The 25,341-nt window shown below is 72.1% G+C and carries 24 protein-coding genes; 10 read left to right on the forward strand and 14 right to left on the reverse strand.

Going from position 1 to position 25,341, the window contains the following annotated elements:
- Window positions 1-411: 411 nt before the first annotated feature.
- The gene (locus tag AB0M28_RS26060; RefSeq protein WP_365409792.1) at window positions 412-963 is read left to right on the forward strand and encodes a rhomboid family intramembrane serine protease; all 552 of its coding nucleotides are present in this window, start codon (window positions 412-414) and stop codon (window positions 961-963) included.
- A gap of 18 nt (window positions 964-981) precedes the next feature.
- Here the strand turns inward: AB0M28_RS26060 and mqnP are convergent, their stop codons facing one another.
- Complete coding sequence (gene mqnP, locus AB0M28_RS26065; protein ID WP_365409664.1) at window positions 982-1,893, reverse strand: menaquinone biosynthesis prenyltransferase MqnP; 912 nt, start codon at window positions 1,891-1,893, stop codon at window positions 982-984.
- Complete coding sequence (locus AB0M28_RS26070; RefSeq protein ID WP_365409667.1) at window positions 1,893-3,344, reverse strand: menaquinone biosynthesis decarboxylase; 1,452 nt, start codon at window positions 3,342-3,344, stop codon at window positions 1,893-1,895. The genes mqnP and AB0M28_RS26070 overlap by 1 nt, the downstream gene beginning before the upstream one ends.
- Before the next feature lie 153 nt (window positions 3,345-3,497).
- Between AB0M28_RS26070 and AB0M28_RS26075 the strand changes: the two genes are divergently transcribed.
- From AB0M28_RS26075 to AB0M28_RS26085, 3 genes are all read left to right on the forward strand, one after another.
- Window positions 3,498-3,896 carry a PLD nuclease N-terminal domain-containing protein gene (locus AB0M28_RS26075; protein ID WP_365409670.1) on the forward strand — a complete coding sequence of 133 codons (399 nt, stop codon included), beginning with the start codon at window positions 3,498-3,500 and terminating at the stop codon, window positions 3,894-3,896.
- 107 nt (window positions 3,897-4,003) lie between these two features.
- On the forward strand, window positions 4,004-4,381 hold the full coding sequence (locus AB0M28_RS26080; protein WP_365409672.1) for a PLDc N-terminal domain-containing protein: 378 nt from the start codon (window positions 4,004-4,006) through the stop codon (window positions 4,379-4,381).
- Window positions 4,381-5,346 (forward strand): 2-oxoglutarate and iron-dependent oxygenase domain-containing protein, encoded by a 966-nt coding sequence (locus tag AB0M28_RS26085; RefSeq protein WP_365409675.1) that lies wholly within the window; start codon window positions 4,381-4,383, stop codon window positions 5,344-5,346. Before AB0M28_RS26080 ends, AB0M28_RS26085 begins: the two co-directional genes overlap by 1 nt.
- 21 nt (window positions 5,347-5,367) lie before the next feature.
- On the opposite strand, the gene AB0M28_RS26090 is transcribed toward AB0M28_RS26085, so the two are convergent.
- The 8 genes from AB0M28_RS26090 to hemL all read right to left on the reverse strand — a co-directional run bounded on the left by AB0M28_RS26090 (window position 5,368) and on the right by hemL (window position 13,943).
- Window positions 5,368-6,387 (reverse strand): CU044_5270 family protein, encoded by a 1,020-nt coding sequence (locus tag AB0M28_RS26090; RefSeq protein WP_365409678.1) that lies wholly within the window; start codon window positions 6,385-6,387, stop codon window positions 5,368-5,370.
- Window positions 6,384-7,016, reverse strand: a complete 633-nt coding sequence (locus tag AB0M28_RS26095; protein WP_365409680.1) for an RNA polymerase sigma factor — start codon at window positions 7,014-7,016, stop codon at window positions 6,384-6,386. Before AB0M28_RS26095 ends, AB0M28_RS26090 begins: the two co-directional genes overlap by 4 nt.
- 60 nt (window positions 7,017-7,076) lie before the next feature.
- On the reverse strand, window positions 7,077-8,165 hold the full coding sequence (gene ccsB, locus AB0M28_RS26100) for a c-type cytochrome biogenesis protein CcsB (RefSeq protein ID WP_365409683.1): 1,089 nt from the start codon (window positions 8,163-8,165) through the stop codon (window positions 7,077-7,079).
- A complete protein-coding gene (locus tag AB0M28_RS26105; protein WP_365409686.1) occupies window positions 8,162-9,856 on the reverse strand; it encodes a cytochrome c biogenesis protein ResB in 1,695 nt (564 codons plus the stop codon). The genes ccsB and AB0M28_RS26105 overlap by 4 nt, the downstream gene beginning before the upstream one ends.
- 6 nt (window positions 9,857-9,862) lie before the next feature.
- Complete coding sequence (locus tag AB0M28_RS26110) at window positions 9,863-10,600, reverse strand: cytochrome c biogenesis protein CcdA (protein ID WP_365409689.1); 738 nt, start codon at window positions 10,598-10,600, stop codon at window positions 9,863-9,865.
- A gap of 18 nt (window positions 10,601-10,618) precedes the next feature.
- Window positions 10,619-11,227: a TlpA disulfide reductase family protein gene (locus tag AB0M28_RS26115; RefSeq protein WP_365409692.1), complete on the reverse strand. Its 609-nt coding sequence runs from the start codon at window positions 11,225-11,227 to the stop codon at window positions 10,619-10,621.
- 677 nt (window positions 11,228-11,904) lie between these two features.
- Window positions 11,905-12,618: a histidine phosphatase family protein gene (locus AB0M28_RS26120; RefSeq protein ID WP_365409695.1), complete on the reverse strand. Its 714-nt coding sequence runs from the start codon at window positions 12,616-12,618 to the stop codon at window positions 11,905-11,907.
- Between the two features lie 8 nt (window positions 12,619-12,626).
- Entirely contained in the window at window positions 12,627-13,943 is a 1,317-nt protein-coding gene (gene hemL / locus AB0M28_RS26125) for a glutamate-1-semialdehyde 2,1-aminomutase (protein ID WP_365409698.1), read from the reverse strand.
- Between the two features lie 156 nt (window positions 13,944-14,099).
- Between hemL and AB0M28_RS26130 the strand changes: the two genes are divergently transcribed.
- A complete protein-coding gene (locus tag AB0M28_RS26130; RefSeq protein ID WP_365409701.1) occupies window positions 14,100-14,651 on the forward strand; it encodes a hypothetical protein in 552 nt (183 codons plus the stop codon).
- 134 nt (window positions 14,652-14,785) lie between these two features.
- On the opposite strand, the gene AB0M28_RS26135 is transcribed toward AB0M28_RS26130, so the two are convergent.
- On the reverse strand, window positions 14,786-16,033 hold the full coding sequence (locus AB0M28_RS26135; RefSeq protein WP_365409704.1) for a hypothetical protein: 1,248 nt from the start codon (window positions 16,031-16,033) through the stop codon (window positions 14,786-14,788).
- 1,486 nt (window positions 16,034-17,519) lie between these two features.
- Between AB0M28_RS26135 and AB0M28_RS26140 the strand changes: the two genes are divergently transcribed.
- Both AB0M28_RS26140 and AB0M28_RS26145 read left to right on the forward strand, forming a co-directional pair.
- Window positions 17,520-19,676 carry a glycoside hydrolase family 95-like protein gene (locus AB0M28_RS26140; protein ID WP_365409795.1) on the forward strand — a complete coding sequence of 719 codons (2,157 nt, stop codon included), beginning with the start codon at window positions 17,520-17,522 and terminating at the stop codon, window positions 19,674-19,676.
- A 150-nt stretch (window positions 19,677-19,826) separates the two neighbouring features.
- Window positions 19,827-20,492, forward strand: coding sequence for a histidine phosphatase family protein (locus AB0M28_RS26145; protein WP_365409707.1), 666 nt, complete (start codon window positions 19,827-19,829; stop codon window positions 20,490-20,492).
- Between the two features lie 73 nt (window positions 20,493-20,565).
- Here the strand turns inward: AB0M28_RS26145 and AB0M28_RS26150 are convergent, their stop codons facing one another.
- From AB0M28_RS26150 to AB0M28_RS26160, 3 genes are all read right to left on the reverse strand, one after another.
- On the reverse strand, window positions 20,566-21,030 hold the full coding sequence (locus AB0M28_RS26150) for an SAM-dependent methyltransferase (RefSeq protein WP_365409710.1): 465 nt from the start codon (window positions 21,028-21,030) through the stop codon (window positions 20,566-20,568).
- Window positions 21,031-21,123: 93 nt separating this feature from the next.
- A complete protein-coding gene (locus AB0M28_RS26155; protein ID WP_365409713.1) occupies window positions 21,124-21,960 on the reverse strand; it encodes an SDR family NAD(P)-dependent oxidoreductase in 837 nt (278 codons plus the stop codon).
- 139 nt (window positions 21,961-22,099) lie between these two features.
- A complete protein-coding gene (locus tag AB0M28_RS26160) occupies window positions 22,100-22,819 on the reverse strand; it encodes an SDR family oxidoreductase (protein ID WP_365409716.1) in 720 nt (239 codons plus the stop codon).
- Between the two features lie 81 nt (window positions 22,820-22,900).
- On the opposite strand from AB0M28_RS26160, the gene AB0M28_RS26165 reads away from it, so the two are divergent.
- From AB0M28_RS26165 to AB0M28_RS26175, 3 genes are all read left to right on the forward strand, one after another.
- Window positions 22,901-23,422 (forward strand): MarR family transcriptional regulator, encoded by a 522-nt coding sequence (locus AB0M28_RS26165; RefSeq protein WP_365409719.1) that lies wholly within the window; start codon window positions 22,901-22,903, stop codon window positions 23,420-23,422.
- A 46-nt stretch (window positions 23,423-23,468) separates the two neighbouring features.
- Window positions 23,469-24,122 carry a leucine efflux protein LeuE gene (leuE, locus tag AB0M28_RS26170; protein ID WP_365409722.1) on the forward strand — a complete coding sequence of 218 codons (654 nt, stop codon included), beginning with the start codon at window positions 23,469-23,471 and terminating at the stop codon, window positions 24,120-24,122.
- Between the two features lie 88 nt (window positions 24,123-24,210).
- Window positions 24,211-25,314 (forward strand): hypothetical protein, encoded by a 1,104-nt coding sequence (locus AB0M28_RS26175; RefSeq protein WP_365409725.1) that lies wholly within the window; start codon window positions 24,211-24,213, stop codon window positions 25,312-25,314.
- Window positions 25,315-25,341: the final 27 nt, after the last annotated feature.

The following is a 25,341-nucleotide window of genomic DNA, read 5'->3' on the forward strand; positions in this document are numbered from 1 at the left end:
GCCGGAAGGCTCCGGTTCGCGCCGGCGCCTGCGGCGCGGTTCGGCGCTCCGCGCCTCAGTCCTCAAACGCCGGACGGGCTGGGGTGGTGCTGCGGTCCCGCTGCAGCATCCAGTCCCGCCGGCGCCTGCGGCGCGGTTCGGCGCTCCGCGCCTCAGTCCTCAGACGCCGGACGGGCTGAGAGGGTGTCCCGGAGCCGCCGGAGCCCGCCGCCCCCCGCCGGAACCCAAGCGCACCCACCGAGCGTTCCTTATGGTGGGACTCATTGTCCGAAGGGGGCTTCGGTGGCATACGAACCATATGGCGCCCCCGGATCGCCGGGCCCGCCCGGCGACCGGGGTTCCTCGCGTCGTCCCGCGGGGTCGACGGCCGTGCGCGGGGCGGCGGTGCGGGCACGCCAGGCCGGCGTGCTCATGATCGTGTGGGTGTCGCTGCTGTGGATCCTGGAGAGCATCGACCGCGTCTCCGGCGGCGCGCTGGACACCTTCGGCATCCAGCCGCGTGACGCCTCGGAGCTGCGGGACGTGATCCCGGCGGCCTTCACGCACTTCGGCTTCGAGCATCTCGCCGCGAACACCCTGCCGCTGCTCGTGCTGGGCTTCCTGGCTGCGGCGCTGAGCGGGACGCGGCGGTTCCTCGGCGTCGTCCTGATGATCACGCTCGCCAGCGGTCTGGGCGTCTGGCTGGTCGCCCCGGACAACTCCAACACGGCCGGCGCCTCCGGCGTCGTCTTCGGCCTGTTCGGCTATCTCCTGGTGCGCGGCTTCGTCGACCGCCGGATCACGGACGTCCTGATCGGCGTGGTGGTGGCCGTCCTGTACGGCTCGATCCTGTGGGGCGTCCTGCCGACGAACCAGATGGTGTCGTGGCAGGGCCACCTCTTCGGCCTGCTGGGCGGCGTGGCGGCGGCGTTCTACTTCAGCGACCGCAAGGGCCGCGGAAGACCGCCGGCCCCGGCGGCCTAGGGCAGGCCAGGAGCAGCCCTAGAGCCCCAGCCCCCGCACCATCAGGTCCACCAGCGCGCACACGAAGAGCGCGATGCCGATGAAGCCGTTCACCGTGAAGAACGCCCGGTTCAGCCGGGACAGGTCGCCCGGCTTCACGATCGAGTGCTCGTACAGGAACGCCCCGGCCACGATCACCAGGCCGAACCAGAAGAACCCGCCCGCGTCCGTGGCCAGCGCGTACCAGACCAGCAGCGCCGTGGTCACGACGTGGCACGCCCGGGCCCCGTAGAGCGCCGCCGCGATGCCGAAGCGGGCCGGGACGGACCTCACGCCCTCCGCGCGGTCCGCGGCGACGTCCTGGCAGCCGAAGATCAGGTCGAAGCCGCCGATCCAGACGCCGACCGCCACGCCCAGGATCACCGCGTCCCAGGACCACTCCCCCGTCACCGCGATCCACGCGCCGATCGGGCCCATCGACTGGGCCAGGCCCAGGATGGCGTGCGGGAAGTTCGTGAAGCGCTTCCCGTACGGATAGACCACCATCGGGACCACGGCGAGCGGGGAGAGGAAGAAGCACAGGGGGTTGAGCAGCGCGGCCGAGCCCAGGAAGAACGCCAGGGCGATCAGCGCGCCCGTCCACGCCGACCGTACGGACACGACCCCGCTCGGGATCTCCCGGCCGGCCGTCCGCGGGTTACGGGCGTCGATCTCCCGGTCGATGATCCGGTTGCAGGCCATGGCGAAGGTGCGCAGGCCGACCATCGCGATGGTGACGAGCAGCAGCGTCCACCACTCGACGGTCCCGTCGCCCTGGAGGAACATCGCGGTGAGCGCGGCGATGTACGCGAAGGGCAGCGCGAAGACCGAGTGCTCGATCATCACCAGCCGCAGGAAGGGCTTGACCCTGCCCCCGGTGACCGGGGCGGGTTGCGCGGAGGCGGCGGCCATCACAGTCCGTACTCCTTCCAGCGCCGGCTGACCAGGTCCGCGGTGTCCGGATCCGACACCACCATCTCCGGCCACCCCCCGTCCCGCGTGTAGCCCTCCTCGGGCCACTTCGCCGTCGCGTCGATGCCCGCCTTGCCGCCCCAGAACTGCTGGTACGACGAGTGGTCGAGGTGGTCCACGGGACCCTCGACGACCGACATGTCCCGGGAGTAGTCCACGTTCCCCAGCGCCCGCCAGGCGACCTCGTGCAGGTCGTGGACGTCGCAGTCCGCGTCGACCACCACGATCAGCTTGGTCAGCGACATCATGTGCGCGCCCCAGATCGCGTGCATGACCTTCTGCGCGTGCTTGGGGTACTTCTTGTCGATCGAGACGATCGCGCAGTTGTGGAAGCCGCCCGCCTCGGGCAGGTGGTAGTCCACGATGTCCGGCACGATGATCTTCAGCAGGGGGAGGAAGAAGCGCTCCGTCGCCCGCCCCAGCGGGCCGTCCTCCGTCGGCGGCCGGCCGACGACGATGGACTGGAGCAGCGGCCGCTTGCGCATCGTCACGCAGTCGATGGTCAGCGCCGGGAACGGCTCCTGCGGCGTGTAGAAGCCGGTGTGGTCGCCGAAGGGACCCTCCGGAAGCGTCTTGCCGGGCTCCAGCCAGCCCTCCAGCACGACCTCCGCCTGCGCCGGGACCTGCAGCGGGACCGTCTTGCAGTCGACCATCTCGATCCGCTTGCCCGCGACGAAGCCCGCGAACAGGTACTCGTCGATGTCGCCGGGCAGCGGCGCCGTCGAGGCGTACGTGACGGCGGGCGGGCAGCCGAACGCGATCGCGACCGGCAGCCGCTCTCCCTTGCGAGCGGCCACCTGGTAGTGGTTGCGGCTGTCCTTGTGGATCTGCCAGTGCATGCCGATGGTGTTGCGGTCGTGCCGCTGCAGCCGGTACAGGCCGAGGTTGCGGATGCCCGTCTCGGGGTGCTTGGTGTGGGTCAGCCCGAGGTTGAAGAACGAGCCGCCGTCCTGGGGCCAGGTGAAGAGCGCGGGCAGCGCGTCGAGGTCGACGTCGTCGCCCTGCAGCACGACCTCCTGGACGGGGCCGTCCTTCACCTTCTTCGGCGGTACGTGCGTCATCCCGGCCAGCTTGCCGAACGCCTCCCGCACCCCGGTGAAGCCGTGCGGCAGCTCGGGCTTCAGCAGGCCGCCGATCTTGTCGCTGATATCGGCGTACGACGTGAGGCCCAGCGCCTTCAGCAGCCGGCGGTCGGTGCCGAAGACGTTCATGGCCAGCGGCATCGCCGAGCCCTTGACGTTCTCGAAGAGGAGGGCGGGGCCGCCGGCCTTGTTGACCCGGTCGGTGATCTCGCCGACCTCCAGATACGGGTCCACCTCGGCCTTGATCCGCTTGAGGTCGCCGTCGCGCTCCAGCGCCCGCAGCAGCGAGCGGAGATCGTCGTATGCCATAGGGGCAAGTATCCGCCAGAGGCCCCCGGGCCCCCGTCAGCGCCCCCGGCTTTCTCCGCGGAGTCCGCGCACGGTTGTCATGCCCAGCCGCTAACCTGGCGCGGTCATCGGGGCGTTGGCGCCCCGCCGTCTCTTGCCGTGGGGGATTCCGACGTGATCCGGTACGTCCCGTATCTGCTGTTCCTGGCGCTGTGGATCTACGCCTTCATCGACTGCCTGAACACGCCGGAGGAGGAGGTCAGGCATCTGCCGAAGGTCGGCTGGGTGCTGATCATCCTGTTCTTCGCGATGCTGGGCTCGATCGCCTGGCTGGTGGCCGGGAAGAACCGCGGGCCGGTCCCGGCGGGCGGCAGCACGCCGGCGGAGTGGCACCGCAACCACCGCCCGGGTCCGACCCTGGCGCCGGACGACGATCCGGAGTTCCTGGCCTCGCTGCGCGAGGAGAACAAGAAGGACGAGTCGCTGCTGAAGGACTGGGAGGCGGATCTGCGCCGCCGCGAGGATGAGCTGCGCCGCCGGGAGGGCGGCGAGGACTCGTCCGGTCAGCGCTGAACGGAGCGAACACCCCCATTTGCGGCCACATGCCCCCGTTACCCTGGTGGTAGCACCGCCGGGCCGTCCCCCGGCCCCGCACCACCGCGACGCAAGGGGTCCGCACCATGCTCAGGTTTCTGCCGTTCCTCGTGGTCCTGGCGCTGTGGATCTACGCCTTCATCGACTGTCTGAACACCCCCGAGGACAAGGTCCGCAACCTGCCCAAGGTCGCCTGGGTCGTCATCATCGTGCTCTTCGGCTATCTGCTCTTCGGCTCCGTCGCCTGGCTGATCGCCGGCCGGCCGCGCCGCGAGGCCCTGGCCGGCGGATCCGGCTCCTCCCGGGGCGGCGGGCGCTCGCGCGGCGGCTGGGTCGCCCCGGACGACAACCCGGACTTCCTGCGCTCCCTGGACCCGGACAAGCGCCCGGACACCCGCCCGGAGCAGCACCCGGACCAGCGCCCGGACGACGGCCCGGAGGACGAGCGGCGGCGGCGCGACTGATGCCGGTCCCCACGATCGACCTCGGCCCCTGGTTCTCCGGCGACGCGGCGGCGCGCGGGCGCGTCGCCGCGCGCGTGGACGAGGCCCTGCAGTCGGCGGGCTTCCTGCTGGTCACCGGCCACGGCGTCGATCCGGCGCTGCGCTCGGGGATCCGCAGCGCGGCGCGGGAGTTCTTCGCGCTGCCGGAGCCGGTCAAGCAGCCGTACGCGGTGACGGTCGGCGAGCGGGGCTGGCTCGGCCCCGGCGCGGAGGCCAACGGCTACGCGGAGGGGACGCAGACGCCACCGGACCTGAAGGAGTCGTTCTCCTTCGCCGCGTACGAGCCGACGGGCGTCGCGGCGGTCGACGCGGAGTGGTTCCTGCCGAACCGCTGGCCCGCGGAGGTCCCGGGGCTGCGGCCGCTGGTCGAGACGTACCTGGCCGAGATGCGGCGGCTGTCGGACCTGCTGCTGGAGCTGCTGGGCGTGGCGCTGGGCCAGGAGGCGGACTTCTTCACCGCCCACACCGGCCACCCCACCTGGGGGTTCAACATCAACTGGTACCCGGCCCACGACGTGACGGGCGCCCCCGAACCCGGCCAGTTCCGCATCGGCCCGCACACGGACTTCGGCACGGTGACCGTGCTGGACCGGGAGGACGGCGAGGGCGGTCTGCAGGTGTACACCGACGAGGAGGGCTGGCAGTCCGCGCCGTACGACCCGGCGGCCTTCACGGTGAACATCGGCGACCTGATGGCCCGCTGGACGGGCGACCGCTGGCGCTCGGGCCGCCACCGCGTGCTGCCTCCGCCGGCGTCTTCGCCGGCGGAGGAGCTGATGTCGCTGGTCTACTTCTACGAGTGCGATCCGGGCACCCAGGTGTCCTCGGTGCCCGCGCCCGCGGGGCGGGTGGGGTACGGGCCGGTGGACTCGCACGTGTACCTGCGGGGGAAGCTGGACGCGATCAGCGTCCCGCCTCCGGCCTGACGCCCGGCCCGGGGGCTGGGCTCAGCCGAGCGGCCGGGCCACCCGGTCCATCGGCATCACGTCCAGCACCGACCACCGCTCGAAGACGAACCCACGCTGTACGGGGCAGGGGCGGCTCGACTCGTCGTTCGGGTAGTCGTACACGTCCTTGGCGAAGGACAGGTTCTTGCCGTAGTAGAGCTTCGAGTCGGCCTCGAAGACCAGCTCCTCACGGGTGTTGCCGTCCTCGATGAGCCTGGCCAGTCCCGGCCCGCGCCGGCCCGCGCCGCCGTCGGCGTCCTCGATCAGGGTGACGCCAGGGATGCGGGCCGCGGCGGCGTAGAGCGCCACGCGCACTTCCTTCGGGGCCAGCAACGCCCGCTCGGCGATCATCTTCGCGGCCAGCCAGGCGGTGTCGTCGGTGCCGGACTCACCCGTCGGAGCGGCCTCGTAGAGGTACTGGAACATCCCGTCCGCGGTCGCGGGCAGCTTCTGCCAGTCCCGGTACGTGCCGGGGAACCCTGTGGAGCCGGGCTCCAGGTCGGTCTCGCTCACCATCCGATACGAATCGCCGCCGTCGGTCTCGACGTACTGCCGCAGCAGTCCAGTGTGCTTGCCGTCCACCGAGAGGTACTGGTCCGTCCGTTCGGAGGGCACGCTGTCGGAGACGGGCGGGCACGCCGCCTGTGAGGCGCTGTCGAGGAAGTTGTCGAGCTGGGTGTTGACCCAGATGAAGTGGTCGTCCTGGGGCCCCGGCGGGTCGGCCGGCAGCGAGCGCTCCGGCAGGCTCGGTGTCACGGTCGGCGGCTCGGGAATCTGCGAACCCGTGCCGTACCCCGGCCGCGCCGGGCGGTTGTCGTGATCGCCGGCCAGGGTGACGCCCGCGACGACCGCCGCCGTCAGCGCCGCAGCGAGCAGCGGGGCCATGAACGCCGGGCGGCGCAGGCGCGGGACAGCGGGCTGGGGTTCCGTCTGGAGGATCTCGCTCATCAGGTGCTCCCTCAGGACGTGTCGACGGCCCTCGGGAAGATCACGCTCGGGGGGTGGCGGGACCGCGCTCATCGGTTTCCCTCCGGTTCGGGCCGGGCCGCCGGACGGCGGCTGCCTCTTTTCTGTCCGCGGGGCTCCGGGGGTTCCGGCGGTGGCACCAGCAGCCGTTGCACCTCCGCCTCCAGCTTGCGGCGGGCCCGGGAGAGGCGGGAGCGCACCGTGCCGATGGGGATGGCGAGGGCCTCGGCGGTCTCCTCGTAACTCAGCGCCGACCAGACGCACAGCACGAAGACCTCGCGCTCGGCCGTGCGCAGCTTGGCCAGCACCTGGCGCACGACGTCGAGGCGCAACCGGTCGTCGATCCGGCCGACGAGTTCCTCCGCGAAGTCGGGCACCGCCCCCGGGTCCCGGGGCAGCCGTTCCATCGCGGCGGCGTGGCGGCGTGCCGCGCGCCAGCGGTTGCGCACCGTGTTGGTGGCGATGCCCAGCAGCCAGGGGCGCAGTGAGCCGCCCTCGGGCTCGACGCGCTCACGCAGCCGCCAGGCTTCGAGGAAGGTGAGCGAGACGGCCTCCTCGGCCTCCGCCCAGTGACCCGTCAGCCGGTACGCGTGGTTGTACACGGACCGCGCATGGTCGTCGAAGAGACGGCCGAACGCCTCGGCGTCCCCCGCCCTGATCTGCTCCCGGAGTATCGTCCCCACGCCCCTTACTGTCCGCGGGCGGGGGACGGTTCCCGGATTCGGCGAAGAAATCCCCGGGGATCAGACCCCGGCGTACGAGTGCAGCCCGGTCACGAACAGGTTGACCCCGTAGTAGTTGAAGAGGAAGCACAGGAACGCGACGATCGCGAGGTACGCCGCCTTGCGGCCCTTCCAGCCGGCCGTGGCGCGGGCGTGCAGGTAGCAGGCGTAGGCGACCCAGGTGATGAAGGACCAGACCTCCTTGGGGTCCCAGCCCCAGTAGCGGCCCCAGGCGTTCTCCGCCCAGATCGCGCCGGCCACGATGGTGAAGGTCCAGAAGGGGAAGACCGCCGCGTTGATGCGGTACGCGAACTTGTCGAGGGACGCCGCGGCGGGCAGCCGGGAGAGCACGGACTTCGCGAAGTCGCCGGGCTGCGGGCCGGCCGGGTCCGCGAGCTTGGCCTCGTAGCGGTCGCGGAATAGGTAGAGGACCGTGGCGACCATGCCGAGGTAGAACAGCGCGCCACAGGAGATGGCGAGCGAGACGTGGATCCACAGCCAGATCGAGTCGAGCGCGGGGACGAGCTGGTCGCTGTCGGTGTAGAGGACGGCGACCGCGAGGCCGAGGTCCAGCAGCACCGTGGTGACCAGCGGCAGGCCGATCCAGCGGATGTTCTTGCGCAGGGCGAGGAGCACCAGGTACGCGCCGACGATCACCATCGAGAAGGTGGTGGAGAACTCGTACATGTTGCCCCACGGGGCGCGCTCCACCGACAGCCCGCGGGAGAGCACCGAACCGGCGTGCAGCAGGAACGCCAGCGTGGTGAGCGAGACGGCCATCCGGCCGTAGAGGTCGCCCCGCTCGCTGCCGCCGGCCGCTCCCGGCCCGTCCTCGGCGTCGCGCGCGCCGGACGCGGGCTTGGTGACGACCGCGGGGCGCTCCAGGACCGTGGTGGAGCCGGCCTTCTTCACCTGTACGGCGACGGCGGGCGCGGCCGCCGTGGCGCCGGTCAGCGCCGCCGACGTCGTGGCGACGCGGCTGCGGCTGCCGAAGACCCACTCGGCGATGTGGGCGATGAAGGCGAGGGTGTAGACCGCCATCGCCGAATAGATCAGGTAGTTGCTGATGTCAGCGAGGTTCTCGTTGGTCGCGGCAGCGATGCTGGTCACGCTCGCGCTCCTTCTGCGGACGCTCCGGACTCTCCGGACTCGGACTCGGGGGCGGATTCGGGGCTGGGCGGTGCGGTGGTCTGCAGCTTCACGGCGAGGTCGGCCAGCTCCTCCGGGAGCTTGGCGCTCTCGCTGCGGCCGAGGCCCGCGAGTTCGACGACCGTGGCGCCGTCCTCGTCGCGCCGCGCCCGCACCCAGACCCGGCGGCGCTGGATGAACAGGGAGCCGGCCAGGCCGGCGATGGCCGTGAGTGCGCCGGTGAGGGCCCACCCGTTGCCGTACTGCTTGGAGATCTTGAAGGTGGCCCAGGGCTTGACGCCGTCGAAGGTGAGCGTGCCGGCGCCGTCGGGCAGGGTGAGGGTGTCGCCGACACCGAGGGACTGGGCGAACGGCTGGCCGTCCTTGTCCTTGAACTGCTTCAGCTTCGAGGTGTCGAGCTGGTACACGTTCTGCGGCGTGCCGTCGTCGAGCCCCAGGTCGCCCTGGTAGGCGGTGAGCAGCAGCCGCGGGTTGAGCAGCTCGGGGAACTGCGAGGCCATCTGGCCCGAGCCCTTGATGAACGTCGGCATCAGGAAGCCCTGGAAGCCGAGCTGGTTCTGCTTGCCGTTCTTGCCGACCGCGTCGGGGACCTTGATCGCGCCCTGCGAGGAGAGGTTCTTCTTCTCCATCGGGATCATGGCGACCGGGCCGCGGAAGGCGATGTTCCCCTTGCCGTCCTTGACGGTGACGACGGGGGCGTAGCCGTTGCTGAGCAGCCAGACCTTGGTGCCGTTGACGACGAGGGGCTTGTTGACCTCGATCGTGGTCTTCTTCCCCGGCCCGTCGCCCTGCCAGTACGTGATGTCGGCGCGGAAGACGCGGGGGGTGCCCTTCTGCGGGCCGGTCTTCTGGTAGCGGGCGGTGAACTTGTCCAGGGTGAAGCCGAAGGACTCCCGGTCCCCGGCGCCGTACACGCTCTCCTTGTAGTAGTCGTACTGGGTGAGCGTGTTGGAGAAGCTGTCGCCCTCGACGATCAGCTTGCCGCCCTCGACCTGGAAGAGCCGGCCGACGGCGAAGGCGATGAGCAGCAGGAACAGCGCCACGTGGAAGAGGAGGTTGCCGGCCTCGCGCAGATAGCCCTTCTCCGCGGAGACCGCGTCGCCCGCGGTGTACGACCGGAAGCGACGTTTCCGCAGCGTCTGCCGCGCGGCCTGGAGCACCTCCTCCGGCTCCGTGTCCGTGCGCCAGGTGGCGTACGCGGGCAGCCGGTTCAGCCGGCCGGGGGCCTTGGGCGGGCGGGCGCGCAGCTGGCCGACGAACTGCCAGGAGCGCGGGACGATGCAGCCGGCCAGGGAGACGAACAGCAGGATGTAGATCGCGGAGAACCACACCGAGCTGTAGACGTCGAACAGCTGCAGCTTGTCGTAGAGGGGCGCGAGGGTCTCGTGCTTCTGCCGGAAGGCGGCGACCTTGCTCTCGTCCACGGCGTTCTGCGGGATCAGCGAGCCCGGGATCGCGCCCAGCGAGAGCAGGAACAGCAGGATCAGCGCCACCCGCATCGAGGTGAGCTGGCGCCAGAACCAGCGGGTCCAGGCGACGATCTCCCTGCCCGGCGACAGCCCGGGCGCGGGCTGCTCGGCGCCGTCCTCGACGGGGGCGGTGGAGAGCTGCGACGCGGCGTCGGTCAGCTCGCGCTCGTCAGTGGTGGACATGCCGTATCAGACCCCAACGGTGAAGTTCGACGACCAGACCGTCATCTCGTACACGATCCGGTCCCAGCCCCCCGTGACCAGCAGGACGCCGACCGCGACGAGCATGCCGCCGCCGATCCGCATCACCCAGACATAGTGCCGCTTGACCCAGGCGAAGGCGCCCAGCGCACGGCGGAACGCGACGGCCGTGACGATGAACGGCACGCCAAGACCCAGGCAGTACGCCGCGGTGAGCAGCGCCCCGCGGCCGGCGCTGCCCTCGGAGAGGGCGAGCGTCTGTACGGCGGTGAGCGTCGGCCCGATGCAGGGCGTCCAGCCGATGCCGAAGACGACGCCCAGCATCGGCGCGCCGGCCAGACCCACGGCGGGCTTCCGGTGGAACCGGAACTCGCGCTGCCCGACGTTCGGCAGCAGGCCCATGAAGACGATGCCGAGCACTATGGTCAGCGACCCCAGCACCTTGTTGATCGTCTCGCGGTGCTCCAGCAGCGTGCCGCCGAAGCCGCCGAAGAGGGCGCCGCCGGAGACGAACACGGCGGTGAAGCCCAGCACGAACAGGGTCGCGCCGGCGACCATGCGGCCGCGCTTGGCCTCGGCCATGTCGGTGCCGCTGACGCCGGTGACATAGCTCAGATAGCCAGGTACGAGCGGCAGCACGCAGGGCGAGAAGAACGAGACCAGCCCGCCGAACAGGGCGACGGGGAAGGCCAGCAGCAGGGCACCGCTGAAGACGGTCTCGTTCATCTCTCGCTCACTCCCCGGTCACTTCTCGGCGATGACCGGGTCGAGCGCCGCGCGCAGCTCCAGGGCGTTGAGGCTCTTGAGCGCGCGTACGGCGATCCGTCCCTCGCGATCGATGATCAGCGTGGAGGGGATGGCCTGCGGGGAGAGGCTGTTCTTCGGGAACTTCAGCACGAGCTTCCCGGCGGGGTCGTACAGGCTCGGGTAGTCGATCTTGTACGTCCGGTCGAAGGCCTGGGCGTTGGCCACGTCGAGGTCCCGGGTGTTGATCCCGACGAACTGCACGCCGAGGTCCTTCGTGTCGTCCGCGACCTGCTTCAGGTGCGGGGCCTCCTTGCGGCAGGGCGCGCACCACGAGCCCCATACGTTGAGGACGACGACCTTGCCCTTGTAGTCGGCGAGGCTGAGCTGCTCGCCGTCGGTCGTCTCGCCCGAGATCTCGGGTACGGCGACGCGGTCGGCGGCCTTGACGGTGGTGATCTCGCCGGTGCCGGCGACGAACTTCGTGTCGTTGCCGCCGCTGCTCTTGGTGTCGCCGCCGCCGGAGCAGGCGCTGAGGGCGAGCGCGCCGCACAGCGCCAGCGCGGAGAGCGCGGTGGCGCGGCGGTGGGGGCTCCTCGCGAAAATCATGTGAAAAGTTTCCCATGCCTCGACGGGGGATCTTTGCCACCCCCTGGGTGCGTCCGCGATGCCCGTTGTGAAGACGGGGTCAGCACACACGGGCTCCGCCCAGGCTACGGTCTCGGCCCGCCCCCAACGCCCAACCCGCACGCGGCGCCCCGCGGCGGCTGGCCCCTGCGGAGCACCCCGCGGTGCGGGGCCGCAGCACAGCCGCTGGTCACGGCGGGCCCTTCGGGTGCGGGGCCGCAGCACAGCCGCTGGTCACGGCGGGCCCTTCGAGTGCGGGGCCGCTGCGCCCGCCCGTGCCGCCCCCTGGCGGCCCAGCCGCCCGCAGCGGTGCGCCCCGCAACGGCCCGCGGGGTGACCGCCCCAGGCGCACAAGCTGCGGGCCTGCGGGTCGGCGCGAGACGCGAGGCTGCGGGCAGGCGTGCCGCAGGGCGGCACGGGTGGGCGCAGCCGGACCGCACCGAGCGACGCAGACGCGACCACAGCCAACCCGGGGCCCGGGGCACACCCGAAACGCACAGGCTGCGGGCAGGCGTGCCGCAGGGCGGCACGGGTGGGCGTGGCCGGACCGCCGGCCGACGGCGGAAGGTGGCCACGGCCGGGCGCGCGGTGTGCAGGTGGTGGAGGGGCGGGGTCACGAGCGGTGGGGGGGCGGGGGCACGGGCCCCCGGGGGTGAGCGCTACGCGTGTGGCGGCTGCGCGTTGCTTGCCGCTCCGCGGACCGCGCCGCGCCCGAGCCGCCGTTGCGCCCCCGCGAGGAGATGCGCGGGCACGAGGTCGCGGGCCGGCTCGCTGTAGGACACGGACACGATCCGGTCACCCTCGTACGTGAAAGAGGTGAGCGAAGCGAGCGTGCACTCCCGCGACCGCGGGTCGTGCCACAGCCGCCGCTTCTCGGCGAAGCTCCGCACCGTCCAGATCGGCAGCTGGTGCGACACGCACAGCGCCTCGTGCCCGCGCGCCGCGTCCCTGGCCGCGTCGAGCGCGGCCATCATCCGCACGACGATCTCGACGTACGGCTCCCCCCACGACGGCCGGAACGGATTCGTGAAGTACCGCCAGTTCCCCGGCTTGCGCAGCGCCCCGTCGCCGACCCCGAAGGTCTTGCCCTCGAAGACGTTCCCCGCCTCGATGAGCCGCTCGTCGGTGGCGATGTCCAGCCCGTGGCTCTTGGCGACGGGCGCGGCCGTCTCCTGCGCCCGCTCGAGCGGCGAGGACACGACGTACGAGATGTCCCGCCCCTCCAGATGGTCCGCGACCCGGTCGGCCATCCGCCGCCCGAGCTCGGAGAGGTGGTAGCCGGGAGCGCGCCCGTACAGCACCCCGTCGGGGTTGTGCACCTCACCGTGGCGCATGAGGTGCACAACCGTGATGTCCGTGTCCTGCTTCTTCATGGGCTCCATCATTCAGCCGTGGCTTCCGCGGCGGCGCGCGCCGCGGCAGGGAGGGCGGCGGCGATCCGCTCGATCGCGGCGGGATCATCGGCATGGGCGGTCGAGACGAACCAGGACTCGAAGGCGGACGGCGGCAGGTAGACGCCGTTCGCGAGCATCGACTGGAAGAAGGCGGTGAAGCGGAACGCCTCCTGCGTCTTGGCCTCGGCGAAGTCGGTGACCGGCTGGTCGGTGAAGAAGACAGAGAACATGTTGCTCGCCGTCTGCAGCCGGTGGGCGACGCCCTCCTTGGTGAGCGCCTCGCCCACCAGCCCCTGGATCTCCCGGGACACCGCGTCGACCTTCTCGTACGCCGCGTCGTCCAGCAGCCGCAGCTGCGCGAGCCCGGCGGCGGTGGCGACGGGGTTACCGGACAGCGTGCCCGCCTGGTACACGGGCCCGGCGGGCGCGAGGTACGCCATGACGTCCGCCCGCCCGCCGAACGCGGCCGCGGGGAAGCCGCCGCCCATGACCTTGCCGAAGGTCATCAGGTCGGGGGCCACGCCGTCGACGCCGTACCAGCCGGCCTTCGACGTACGGAAGCCGGTCATGACCTCGTCGGAGATGTACAGCGCGCCGTTCGCGGCGCACAGGTCCTTCAGTCCCTGGTTGAAGCCGGGGCCGGGCGGGACGACGCCCATGTTGCCGGGGGACGCCTCGGTGATCACGCAGGCGATCTCGCCGGGGTGCGCCTCGAACGCCGCGCCCACGGATGCCAAATCGTTATACGGAAGTACGATCGTCTCACCCGCCTGCGCGCCGGTGACGCCGGGAGTGTCGGGGAGCCCGAACGTGGCGACGCCGGAACCGGCCGCGGCCAGCAGCGCGTCCACGTGACCGTGGTAACACCCGGCGAACTTGATCACCTTGGCGCGTCCCGTGAACCCGCGGGCGAGCCGGATCGCGGACATCGTCGCCTCGGTCCCGCTGGAGACCAGTCGCACCTGGTCAACGGGGGCGATACGGGAAACGATCTCCTCGGCGAGCTCGACCTCGCCCTGTCCGGGGGTGCCGAAGGAGGTGCCGCGGGCCACGGCCTTCTGCACCCTGGCGATCACCTCGGGGTGTGCGTGGCCGAGGATCATGGGTCCCCAGGAGCACACGAGGTCGACGTACTCCCGGCCGTCGGCGTCGGTCAGATACGGACCCGTACCGGACACCATGAAACGGGGCGTTCCCCCCACGGCACGGAAGGCGCGGACCGGAGAGTTGACCCCGCCTGGGGTCACGACGGCCGCGCGGTCGAAGAGCGTCTGCGAGACTGGAGCCTGGTACGAGTAAGTCACGCAGCCCAGTTTCTCAGAGCCGCGGACGAATCCCGGGCGGGGTGTTTCAGGGTCCTGGTGTTTCAGGGTCGCAGCGCTGGGGATGTCTCTGAGACGATGATCGGGTTGCGCGCGACGGGGGAAGCGTTGCCTGAGAAAGAGCGGTCGGGTGGAGATATGCATCGCGGTGGCGAAGTCGGCGAGGGCACGGAGGACCGAGGTCCCCGACGTTCCAAGCCTGGCCGCCATCGGCGCGACTCGGACGCCACGAGTGTGAGCAGGGGCGGCCGCATGGGCGTGACGTACCGCTACTTCGGAGCCCCCGACGGGGCGACGGCGGCGCGCGTCCCGATCTCGATGCGCCCGGACGAGCTCGGCGGCGACGAACTGGGCCAGGGCGGCCTCTTCTCCAAGATCAAGCCCGAGACGATGGCGGCGATGGTCCTCACGGGCATCGAGGGCATACCCCTGCACAAGGTCCCGCCGCTGGAGCTGGTGGTCCTCCACCCCGACTACGCGGTGGTCAAGCTCCCCATGACGGTGGTCGACCCCCTGCGCGGCATCGGCGAGGAGACGGTCGGCGCGGCGGCGTTCATCTGGTCGACGGTCCCGGATCGCGGGGGTCCGCGGGACGCGTTCGAGGTGTACCGCATGCTGCACGAGTGGCAGGACTTCGCGGAGCGGCTGCACGACGCGGGGCACCAGCTGTACTGCCTGGTGTGGCCCTGAACTGCCTGGTGTGAGCCTGAACTGCCTGGTGTGGCCCTGAGCCTTCTCCCCTGCCGCCGGCCCTGAGGGGTGGCGTACCCCGGCCGAAGCACCCCCCGCCGGGGTGGGTGAAGGGTGCTCCGGGAGGTGGTCCGTCAGTTCGCCGAGGTGCGGCGTCGGCGCACCGCGATGACGGCTCCCGTACCGAGGGCCGCCGCGGCGAGGCTCGTCAGGGCCAGCGGGCGCAGGGCCGAGGAGGCGCCCGTTTCGGCCAGGTCGCCCTCGGTGTCCACGGGGGTCTCCCGGTCGCCCTGGGTGGAGGTGTCCGGCTGCTCGTCCCCGGGGCGCGGGCGGTCCTCGTCGGGGACGTCGCCGGGCTCGGCGTCGTCGACGCCGCCCGTGTCGGTGCCCGCGGCCGCGACCTTGAACGCGTAGCTCTTCATCGGGCCCAGGAGGCACGGGTTGTACGCGTCGGAGGCGTCGGCGGCCAGCAGGGCGATGCCCTCCGCGCCGGTGGTCGCCTCGTCGTCCACCGTGAGGCGGATCTTCACGTCGCGCCGGTCGCCGGGCTTGACGGGGCTGATGGTCTCCAGGCGGTTGCCCCGGTCCAACTCCGTCCACCCTGATCCGTACGACCACTGCACCTTCATGTGGTCCCGCTCGGCGGTGGCGCGCAGGGTGATGAGGAACAGCGGGTCCACCGTGAGCGTGCGCGCCGTGCCGTTGACGATGTGGACCGTGAAGTCGGTCGTCGTACCCGCGTTGATCCGGGAGGGGAGCCCCTCGGCGAGGGTCGTCAGGCCGGTCAGGCGGGCGCACTCCCTGCGCTCGGCGAGCGCGGCGGCGGTCTGCTCCTTGGCCTGGCGGGCCGCCTCCTCCGGCTTCTTGCCCAGCTCGTAGTCCCGGGCGGTCTTGATACGCGCCTCCGTCAGCGCCTCCTGGGCGGCCTCGAGGGCGGCGTCCGCGGCATCCTTCTTCCCGGCGGCGGTCGCGGCGGCGGCCTCCGCCTCGTCGAGGGCCTTCTGCGCCTCGGCCTTCGCCGCGTCGTCCGCGGCTTCCTCCAGCCGGGTCCGGGCGTCCTCGACCGCCTTGTCCGCGGTGGCCTTCTCCTCGGCCGCGTCCAGGACCGCCTGCTGGGCGGAGAGCACGGCCGCCTTCAGCGGGTGCGTGTCCTCCTCCAGCGCCTTGAGCTCGTCCAGCAGGGCCTTCTGGGAGGCGACCGCCTCTTCGTACGCCTGCGCCGCGTCGGCGGCGGCCTGCTCCAGCTCCGCGTAGGTCTGCATGCCGGCCGTGTCGGCCGGGGCGGCCAGCGTGTCCGCGAGCGCGGGTGCGGAGGCGAGCAGCAGTGCGGGGGCGGTGACGGCGGCCACGGCGGCCGCCGCGTGCAGGAGTCGGCGTCTCATCAGCGGGAGTACCTCTCTGACCTGGTGAAGCTGCGAACCCCCGCCGGAAGTTGAACGGGGAACCTGTGCGGAGATGTTAGGGATCGGGTGCGACAGGGACAGGGGGCGTCTCGCCCGCGAGAGCCCTGGCGGGCGTCGGGGCGGGGCGGCAAACCGGTCATTCGCGCAGGGTTGTGCACGCTCGGTGCGCTTTCGTAGTGATCAACATCACAGCGGGTCGCGCTGCGGGGTGCGGTTTGCGCTGGCGCCTGCGGCGCGATTCGGCGCTCCGCGCCTCAGTCCTCAAACGCCGGACGGGCTGGGGGGGGGTGGTCCGGCCCCGCTGGAAACGTCCGGTCCCGCTGGCGCCTGCGGCGCGATTCGGCGCTCCGCGCCTCAGTCCTCAAACGCCGGACGGGCTGGAGGTGCGGTCGCGCCGGCTGACGCGCTTCGGGCTTCGCCCGAAGTCCTCAAACGCCGGACGGGCTGGAAAGGGGCCGGTCACGCTGGATGATTCCGGTCATTCTGGGTGAATGCTGATCAGGCTGGGTGAATGCTGATCAGGCTGGGTGAATGCCGGTCAGGCTGGATCAATGCCGGTCGGCCTGGAAGGGGACGCTTTTGCCGGCGTAGCGCGGCGGAGTCGGTCCACCCATACCGGCCCGCCATCGGCATTCCTCGGCGGAGCGCCGGCGGAGCGGCCCGGTCGCATCAGCCACCGCGCAGCGAGGCGGAGCCAGCGCCACCACACCGGCCGACCGCCGACAGCCCCCGGCGGCACGCTGTTGATCGAGACCGCTGAGCGTCAGGCTCCGCTGACCGTCGGGACTGAGGCGCGAAGCGCCGAACCGCGCCGCAGCGCACCACGCAGCACGACCGCAACACCCCACAGCCCGTCCGGCGCTTGAGGACTGAGGCGCGCAGCGCCGAACTGCGCCGTAGGCGCCACCGGGACCGGACGTTTCCACGGGGCCGGACCACCCCGTCAGCCCGTCCGGCGTTTGAGGACTGAGGCGCAGAGCGCCGAATCGCGCCGCAGGCGCCAGCGCTACCGGACGCTTCCAGCGGGACCGCAGCACCACCCCAGCCCGTCCGGCGTTTGAGGACGAGGCGCGCAGCGCCGATCTGCGGCAGCCGGCGCAACCGCAGCGCGCGGGGTCGACGGATCGGGCGATGACATCCGAGGAATCCGCCGCTCGGGGGGCCCGGGGGCGTTGCCGCCCACGGAACTCGGCGATTTCATCGGAGGTTTCCGGGGTCAACCCCTTCCATCCGACAAGCGCTTGCTGCACGCTCGGTGTGAGTTCCCCGAACTCACACCGGAGGCATCAGCGTGACCGACCTAACCCGCAGAGCGTTCACCGTCACCGCCGCCGCGGCCGCCGCCACCGCCTCGGTGCCCGCCGTCGCCCCATCCGCGGTCGCTGCCGATGGCGTCCTCGACATCGACGCCGACGGCGGAGCCTGGACCCGCGTTCTCGACGACGCCGATCTCGTCTGGCAGCGGATGCCGAAGACCTGGTACGAGGGGCCCTTCCTCGGCAACGCCTATCTCGGCTCCGGGATCTACGCCGAGCCCGGTCGCAACGCCGTGCGGTTCAACGTGCAGCACAGCGAGGTGCAGGACCACCGGCCCGAGCACGGGGCGCTGTTCGGGCTGGCGCGGCTGCCCATCGGGTACTTCACCCTGGAGCCCGTCGGCACCATCACCGGCGTCGACTGGCGGCTGCGGCTGCAGGACGCCGAGCTCACCGGCACCGTCACCACCGACGCCGGCACGCTCACGCTGCGGGCACTGGTCCACAACTCGCGTTCCGTCATGGCGGTGGAGATCGAAGCGAGCGCCGGCGAGCGGGACTTCGGCTGGGTGTTCCACCCCGCCGTGGCGATCAGCCCCCGCGCCGCGTCCCGTCCGCTGCCCGCCGGCTACGCCGCCAACCCGCCCGCGCAGCTCGGGGAGTACGACGGTGTGCACGCCGCCGTCCAGCCCCTCACCGCCGGCGGGCAGCACGTCACCGCCTGGCGCGAGAGCGCCCGGGGACCCCGTCGCACCCTGTACGTCAACGTCGCCCACTCCCACCCGGCCACGACCGCCCTCGGCCGCGCGCTGAAGGCCGTACGGGACGCCGCCGTACTCGACTACGAGGCCCTCGCCGCCACCCACCGGCCCTGGTGGCACGCGTACTACCGCAAGTCCTTCCTCTCCCTTCCCGACGCCCGGATGCAGTCCTTCTACTGGATCCAGCTCTACAAGACGGCCGCCGCCGCCCGCGCCGACGCGCCCCCGATGGCCACCTGCGGCCCCTGGCTGGAGCCGACCCCCTGGCCCAACACCTGGTGGAACCTGAACGTCCAGCTCGAGTACTGGCTGATCCACGGCTCCAACCACCTCGAACTCGACGCCGTGACCCGCTCGCTGGGCGAGTACCGCCAGACCCTCAGCGACGAGATCCTCGTCGAGTCCTACCGCGCCGACTCGGCCGGCATCGCCCGTACCACCGACGCCCGGCTGCGCAACGGCGCCGGCAACCCCGCCGACGCCTCCGGCTATCCCTGCGGCATCCCCGGCCAGGACCCGCCCTCCCCGGAGGTCGGCAACCTCACCTGGGCCCTGCACAACGTCTGGCTCAGCTACCGCCACACCATGGATATCGCCATCCTGCGCGATGTCCTCTTCCCCCTGCTCCGCAAGGCCGTCAACTACTACCTCCACTTCCTCACCCCGGGACCGGACGGCAGGCTCCACCTCCCCGCCACCTACTCCCCCGAGTACGGCGGCAGCGGCTCCTCCGGCAACTCGCCCGACACCAACTACGACCTCATGTTGCTGCGCTGGGGTTGTCTGACCCTTCTCGATTCATCCGAAAGGCTGGGCGTCGCCGACCCCCTCGCCGACCGCTGGCGCGAGGTCCTGCGCAAGCTCACGCCGTACCCGACGGACGAGAACGGCCTGATGATCGGCGCGACCGTCCCCTTCGCCAAGTCCCACCGCCACTACTCGCACCTCCTCGCCATCTACCCCCTGTACGAGATCACCTGGGAGGACCCCGCCCAGCGCGAGCTCATCGAGACCTCCCTCGACCACTGGGTCAGCTTCGAAGGCGCCCTCCAGGGCTACACGTTCACCGGCGCCGCCTCCATCTCCGCCGGGATGGGCCGCGGCGACCAGGCGCTGGCGTACCTGGGCGAGCTGATGAGCCGCTTCATCCAGGCCAACACCATGTACCGGGAGTCCGGCCCCGTCATCGAGACCCCGCTGTCGGCAGCCCAGTCGCTGCACGACATGGTCTGCCAGAGCTGGGGCGGCGTGATCCGCGTCTTCCCCGCGGTCCCCGCCGCCTGGCCGGACCTGGCCGTGCACGACTTCCGCACCCAGGGCGCCTTCCTGCTCAGCGCCTCGCGGCAGGCCGGCCGCACCCGCTGGGTCGCCCTGCGCAGCGAGGCGGGCGAACCCTGCGTCGTACGCCACGGCATCGAGGGCGCGGTCGACGTGCGCGACGGCGACGGCAGGCCGCTGCCGTACGAGGAGACCGCCCCGGGCACGATCCGGATCGACCTGCCACGGCACGCCCGGGCCGTGATCACCGCCCGCGGCGACGACCCGGACCTGGTCGTCGCCCCCGTACCGGCCGCCCCGGCGGCGCGCTGGGGGCTGCCCGCGTGAGCGGCGACTCCCTCGCCCCGTCCCGGGGAACACCCCACGCGTAACCACGCAATCGCGAACCTCCCGGCGTAACGGGAACCACGCGCGCTCCCCGGGCGTCCGTCCGTACAGGACGACCAAGATCGAGCACCACCCGGGGAGCACGCGTACATGACCGCCACGGCAGCCGCCGCCGAGACCTCCGCCGCCGCGGGGCGCCCCGCGGCCACCCGTCACCTCTATCTGGTCCGGCACGCCGAGGCGCTCGCCGACGAGAGCGGGCTCACCGACCGCGGCCGGTGGCAGGCGGAGCTGCTGGGGCGGCGGCTGCGCGACGTGCCGCTGGACGCCGTCCACCACGGTCCGCTGGAGCGGGCGCGGCAGACGGCGCGGCTGGTGGCGGGCGAGCTGGACGACGTCCCGGTGCGGTGCGACGAGGCGGCCGGGGACTACGTGCCGTACTTCCCCAGCCGCGACGAGCTGCCCGCGAAGTCCGCCGACCGCTATCTCACCTTCCTCGAGGGCGCGTCGGCCGAGGAGCGCCGGGACGGGCCGCGGCTCGCGCGCGAGGCGCTGGAGCGCTTCTCCGGGCCCGTCGCCGGCGACACCGAGCGGCACGAGCTGGTGGTCACGCACAACTTCCTGATCGGCTGGCTGGTCCGGGCCGCGATGGGCGCCCGCCCCTGGCGCTGGCTGGGCCTGAACAACGCCAACGCGGCCGTGACCATGATCCGTTACATGCCGGACCGCCCGGCGACCCTGCTGCTCCTGAACGACATGACCCATCTGCCGACGGACCTGCGCTGGACGGGCCTGCCCCGGGAGGCCACGGCGTGACGGGACGCGCTACGCGCGCACCCCGGCACGTGCGGAAAGCGGCGCCCCGTCACGTACCGGGAACGGCTCCGCGTCAGTAGTACTCCCGCATCAGCTCGCCCGCCCACTCCGGCTGTACGACCTCGCCCCGCGGCCCGAACTCCGCCATGTACGGCTTCACATCGAGCACCGGCGTGCCGTCGACCGCGTCCAGCCCCTCGACGTACAGCCGCAGGCCCTCGACCTTCAGCAGCCGGCAGCGGGAGACGCCGAGCCGGTTCGGGCGGTTCTTGCCGCGCTGGGCGAAGATGCCGATCAGCGGCCAGTCCGTGTTGCCGCGCGGATGCCGGGCGCCCGTCTCGATCTTCTCCTCCGGCACCCGGTCGAAGTGGTAGACGACCTCGACGTGCGAGAAGGAGTCCAGCCCGTACGCCGCCTCCGGCCCGAACCGCTCCGCGTCGAGCTCGATGACGGCCGCCACCTCCCCCCAGGCGTCGTCGAACACCTCGGCACGTCCGCCCCGGACATGCCCCACCGGCCGGGAGCTGATCTCTGTCATACGGTCTTCCCCTCCACGTTTCGCGACGCCGTCGTGACGAACGACATCACGCTCCATACGGAAACGATCTTCACGCCTCGTACGCAACGACCTTCACGCCTCGTACGGAACGATCTTCCGGTACTGAACCAGCTCACCGTACGGCTCCGTCTCCCCCGCCGGCAGCGTGGCCGGCCAGATCACGTCGGCCGCCGCCGCGTCCGGCGTCAGGGCCTGCGACATGTCGCTGAACCAGGGCCGGGAGGCGGCCGTGTCCACCAGCCCCGGGCACACCGCGTTCACGACCAGGTCGCGGGAGCGCGCGACCGGCGCCAGCTCGCGGGCCAGCAGCCGGGCCGACGTCACCTGGGCGACCTTGGACGGGATGTTGATCCAGTCGGGCCAGCCGGCCTCCGCCGCGGTCCCGGCCTCGACGGCGTCGACGTACTCCGCCATGACCCGGTCGACCTCCGCCAGGCTCCCGGCCTCCCGGAACCGCGGGCGCAGCCGCTCGTCGAGCTGCCCCAGCGTGCCGAAGAAGCTGGCCACGACGACGAACCGGCCGCCGTCGCGCAGCAGCGGGGCGAAGGACTCGATCATCCGCGTGGTGCCGTGGTTGTTGGTGTCGACGAAGCCGCGCACCTGCTGGGCGGCGGGAACGCCGGGGGAGATACGGGCGGCGGCGTTGGACAGCACGATGTCGATGCCGCCGTGTTCCGCGCGGATGGCGTCGGCCGCCTCCCGCACCCCGGCGGGGTCCGTCACGTCGATCAACCGCAGCCGGGGCCGCAGCCCTTCGGCCCGCAGCAGCTCTACGGCGGCCTCCCCGCGTTCACGGTCACGGGCCCCGAGGTGGACGACGCCGCCCTCCCCGAGCCGCAGGCACAACCGGCGTACGAGGGCTAACCCGAGCCCCTGGTTTCCCCCGGTCACCAGCGCGACCTTCGACATTCCTGACCTCCACGCATCGGCGGCTTCCACCTTCCGTCAGGGGCGCCCGCCGATCAAGGGCCACCAGGGTGATTCCCTTCTGTACAGGCGGTGTTGGCGTGTCCGCCACCGACCGGAAAGCCGCAGGCCGCGGAGGTGTTCAGCGCGTCGTGAACGCACCGCCGTTGACGTGGACGGTCTGGCCGGTGATGTGCCGGGCCCCGGCGGAGGCGAGGAAGTACGCCGTCTCCGCGATGTCCGCCGGGGTCCCCGCGCGCTTGTCGTGCGTCTCCGCGAGCAGCGCCGCGTGCCGCTCCTCGGTCATCGCGCCGCGGAAGAACTCCGTGCCCGCCACATAGCCGGCCGCGATCACGTTGCTGGTGACGCCGAGCGGCCCCGCCTCCGCGGAGTACGTCGCGTTCCACGCCGCGAGCGCCGCCTTCGCCGCGCCGTACGAGCCGCCGCGCCGCTCCGCGCCGATCGAGCCGATGCTGATCACCGAGCCGCCGCCGCCCGCCGTCAGGGCGTCGTGCAGGGCCGTCGTGGTGAGGACGGCGCCCAGCAGGTTCTGGGCCAGGCTGGAGCGCCACTGGGCGAGCAGCGCCTCCAGCGGGGTGCCCGAGCCGTCGGACTCCGGGAGTCCGCCGGCCGCGTTGACCAATACGTCCAGCTCCGGCAGCCGCGCCGCCAGGCCGGCCACCTGTACGGGGTCGGTCGCATCGCACACGGCGGCCCCGACGCCCAGCTCCTTCGCCGTCCGCTCGACGACCTCGGCGCGCCGCCCGGTGATCAGCACCGAGGCGCCCTCGGCGGCGAACCGTTCGGCGACGGCGCGGCCCAGGCCGCTCGAACCTCCGGTGACCAGCACGGTGCGGGGCATGGGACTCTCCAGACGTTCCGTTCCACTGCTACGTTTAGACCTAAACGTAAGCCGAGTGCGGAACCGAACGCAAGGGTGACCATGGACGACCAGCAGCCGGCCCCCTACCCCGCCGCCGACATCGCCGCCGCCTGGCGGCGCGAGCGGCCGGGCACCCCGACCGACTCCATTGAGATCGTCACCCCCCTCTGGCGCCTGGCCAAGCTCTTCTCCGACGACCGCGTCCGCGTCCTGCGCGCCGCCGGCATCGACGCCGCGACCCTCGACCTGCTCTCCGTGATCCGCCGCGGCGGCCCCCCGTACGCCCTGACCACCCGGGAGATCGCCGAGCGCACCCTCGTCACCGCCGGCGCGGTCTCCCAGCGCGTGGCCCGCGCCGAGGCGCAGGGGCTGGTGCGGCGCTCGCCGGGCGGCACCGGCCGGCGGACGGTCGTGGTGACGCTCACCACACCGGGACACGAGCTGATCGAGCGGTCCGTGGACCAGGTGCTGGGCCGGGAGGCGTCCCTGGTCGCCGGGCTGACGGCCGGGGAGCGGGAGACCCTGGTCGGGCTGCTGGCCAAGCTCGACGCCGACGTACGGCGGCGGCTGGCGTCCGGATAGCGAAACCCGTTTCGAACCCGCCTGCCCCGGATGTCACCCTGACCCCATGTTTGGTGTCACCGATCTCCCGACGTACCTCGCGGGCCTGGCCCTGATCGTCCTGCTGCCCGGGCCGAACTCGCTGTACGTCCTGTCCGTCGCCGCCCGCCGCGGGGTCCGCCCCGCCTATCGCGCGGTCGGCGGGGTGATGTGCGGCGACACGGTGCTGATGGTGCTCTCCGCGGGCGGGGTCGCCTCCCTGCTGCAGACCAGCCCGGCGGCGTTCGCCGTGGTGAAGTTCGCGGGCGCCGGCTATCTGTCGTGGCTGGCGATCGGGATGCTGCGGGGGGCGTGGCGGCTGTGGCGCGAGCGGGGCGCGCGGCTGGCACAGGCGGCGGGTGGTGAAGGGCAGCGCATGGAGCGGCCGTTCCGGCGGGCGTTCGGGGTGAGCCTGCTGAACCCGAAGGCGATCCTGTTCTTCGTCTCCTTCTTCGTCCAGTTCGTGGATCCGGCGTACGGCAAGCCCGCTCTGGCCTTCCTCGTCCTCGGTCTGTGGGCGCAGCTGTTCAGCCTCGCCTACCTGACGCTCCTGATCTTCGGCGGCTCCCGGCTGGCGGCGGTCTTCCGCTCCCGCCGCCGCCTCAAGGCGGGTGTCACCGCGGGCGCGGGCGCGGCGTTCCTGGGCTTCGCGGTGAAGCTGTCGCTGGCGGAGGCGGTCTAGGGGTTCCGCCGACGGCCCCTGTAACGCGGGCCGGAGTCCGTGGCGTCAGTGAGGTGTCACCGCACCGACGTCAGAAGGACACCGATCCATGCCCCGAGCACTCCTGCGCCCCGTGGCGGTCGCCACCCTCGGTCTCGCCGCCGCGCTCACCGCGGCGGCGCCCGCCGTCGCCTCCCCCGAGCCGTGGCGTGACGTCAGCCCGGCGGGCGCCGCCGACAGCGTCTTCTACGACGTGGAGTCCCGCGGCGGCGAGACCTGGGCCGTCGGCATCAGCATCGACGCCTCCAACGCGATGCACCCCTACGCCGCCCGCTGGACCGGCTCCGGCTGGGAGACCCCGGCGCAGCCCACGTCCGGGGAGGGGCGGCTCGACGAACTCGCGGTCGCCGGGCCGGACGACGCCTGGGCCGTGGGTTCCGCCTTCTCCGACAGGGCGAGCGAAGCCGTGCTGCAGCACTGGGACGGCACCGCGTGGACCCGGATCGGGCTCCCCCTGCCCGTGGACGCGTCGCACGCCGGCCTCAGCGCGGTCACCGTCGCCGGGGACGGCTCCGCCTGGATCGCGGCGAGCTACAGCACCGCCGAGGAGTTCCGCTACGCCGTGCTCCGCCGCGACGCCGACGGCTCGTGGAGCGAGGTGCCCGGCGGCGCGGAGCTCGGCTGGCTCTCGCAGCTGCAGACGGCGCCCGACGGCTCCGTGTACGCCATCACCAACACCGGCATCGTCCGCTTCGACGGCACACGCTGGACCGGCAGCCCGCTGCCCGCGCAGCTGGACGGCGCGCTGTACGACGCCGTCGAGGTGCGGTCCGCCGACGACGTCTGGGCCGTGGGCCATCTGCGCCACGAGGCGTTCTGGCGGCGCCCGGTGGTCATCCACTTCGACGGCCACGCCTGGCGCGAGGTCCGCACGCCCGCCGAGACCGGCCAGCTCTACGACATCGCCTTCGACCGGCAGGGCCGGCCGGTCGCCATCGGCGAGAGCCAGAACCCGGCGGTGAGCCCGAACGGCGACTACGTGCTGACCCTCGACAGAACCGGCCGCTTCACCCACACCGAGTCGGTGCCCGGCGCGGGCTATCTGCACGGTGCGACCGCCGACGAGAGCGGGCGGATCTGGGCGGTCGGCGGTACAAACGACCCCGCGGGACCGTCGGGCCTGCCGTACGCCTTCGCGGGCATCCGCGACTGAGGCGCGCCCGGGCCGAGGCAGCCGGGG

The sequence above is a fragment of the Streptomyces sp. NPDC051940 genome, assembly GCF_040680895.1.
Taxonomy (GTDB): Bacteria; Actinomycetota; Actinomycetes; order Streptomycetales; family Streptomycetaceae; genus Streptomyces.

Excerpts from the sequence above, each read along its gene's own strand:
- mqnP (WP_365409664.1), bottom strand. The coding sequence starts at position 1,893 with ATGGCCGCCGCCTCCGCGCAACCCGCCCCGGTCACCGGGGGCAGGGTC.
- AB0M28_RS26130 (WP_365409701.1), top strand. The coding sequence starts at position 14,100 with ATGCATCGCGGTGGCGAAGTCGGCGAGGGCACGGAGGACCGAGGTCCC.
- AB0M28_RS26060 (WP_365409792.1), top strand. The coding sequence starts at position 412 with ATGATCGTGTGGGTGTCGCTGCTGTGGATCCTGGAGAGCATCGACCGC.
- AB0M28_RS26070 (WP_365409667.1), bottom strand. The coding sequence starts at position 3,344 with ATGGCATACGACGATCTCCGCTCGCTGCTGCGGGCGCTGGAGCGCGAC.
- AB0M28_RS26085 (WP_365409675.1), top strand. The coding sequence starts at position 4,381 with ATGCCGGTCCCCACGATCGACCTCGGCCCCTGGTTCTCCGGCGACGCG.
- AB0M28_RS26165 (WP_365409719.1), top strand. The coding sequence starts at position 22,901 with ATGGACGACCAGCAGCCGGCCCCCTACCCCGCCGCCGACATCGCCGCC.
- AB0M28_RS26090 (WP_365409678.1), bottom strand. The coding sequence starts at position 6,387 with ATGAGCGCGGTCCCGCCACCCCCCGAGCGTGATCTTCCCGAGGGCCGT.
- AB0M28_RS26160 (WP_365409716.1), bottom strand. The coding sequence starts at position 22,819 with ATGCCCCGCACCGTGCTGGTCACCGGAGGTTCGAGCGGCCTGGGCCGC.
- AB0M28_RS26135 (WP_365409704.1), bottom strand. The coding sequence starts at position 16,033 with ATGAGACGCCGACTCCTGCACGCGGCGGCCGCCGTGGCCGCCGTCACC.
- AB0M28_RS26175 (WP_365409725.1), top strand. The coding sequence starts at position 24,211 with ATGCCCCGAGCACTCCTGCGCCCCGTGGCGGTCGCCACCCTCGGTCTC.
- AB0M28_RS26120 (WP_365409695.1), bottom strand. The coding sequence starts at position 12,618 with ATGAAGAAGCAGGACACGGACATCACGGTTGTGCACCTCATGCGCCAC.
- AB0M28_RS26110 (WP_365409689.1), bottom strand. The coding sequence starts at position 10,600 with ATGAACGAGACCGTCTTCAGCGGTGCCCTGCTGCTGGCCTTCCCCGTC.
- AB0M28_RS26115 (WP_365409692.1), bottom strand. The coding sequence starts at position 11,227 with ATGATTTTCGCGAGGAGCCCCCACCGCCGCGCCACCGCGCTCTCCGCG.
- AB0M28_RS26140 (WP_365409795.1), top strand. The coding sequence starts at position 17,520 with ATGCCGAAGACCTGGTACGAGGGGCCCTTCCTCGGCAACGCCTATCTC.
- AB0M28_RS26145 (WP_365409707.1), top strand. The coding sequence starts at position 19,827 with ATGACCGCCACGGCAGCCGCCGCCGAGACCTCCGCCGCCGCGGGGCGC.
- AB0M28_RS26105 (WP_365409686.1), bottom strand. The coding sequence starts at position 9,856 with ATGTCCACCACTGACGAGCGCGAGCTGACCGACGCCGCGTCGCAGCTC.
- AB0M28_RS26155 (WP_365409713.1), bottom strand. The coding sequence starts at position 21,960 with ATGTCGAAGGTCGCGCTGGTGACCGGGGGAAACCAGGGGCTCGGGTTA.
- AB0M28_RS26080 (WP_365409672.1), top strand. The coding sequence starts at position 4,004 with ATGCTCAGGTTTCTGCCGTTCCTCGTGGTCCTGGCGCTGTGGATCTAC.
- AB0M28_RS26150 (WP_365409710.1), bottom strand. The coding sequence starts at position 21,030 with ATGACAGAGATCAGCTCCCGGCCGGTGGGGCATGTCCGGGGCGGACGT.
- leuE (WP_365409722.1), top strand. The coding sequence starts at position 23,469 with ATGTTTGGTGTCACCGATCTCCCGACGTACCTCGCGGGCCTGGCCCTG.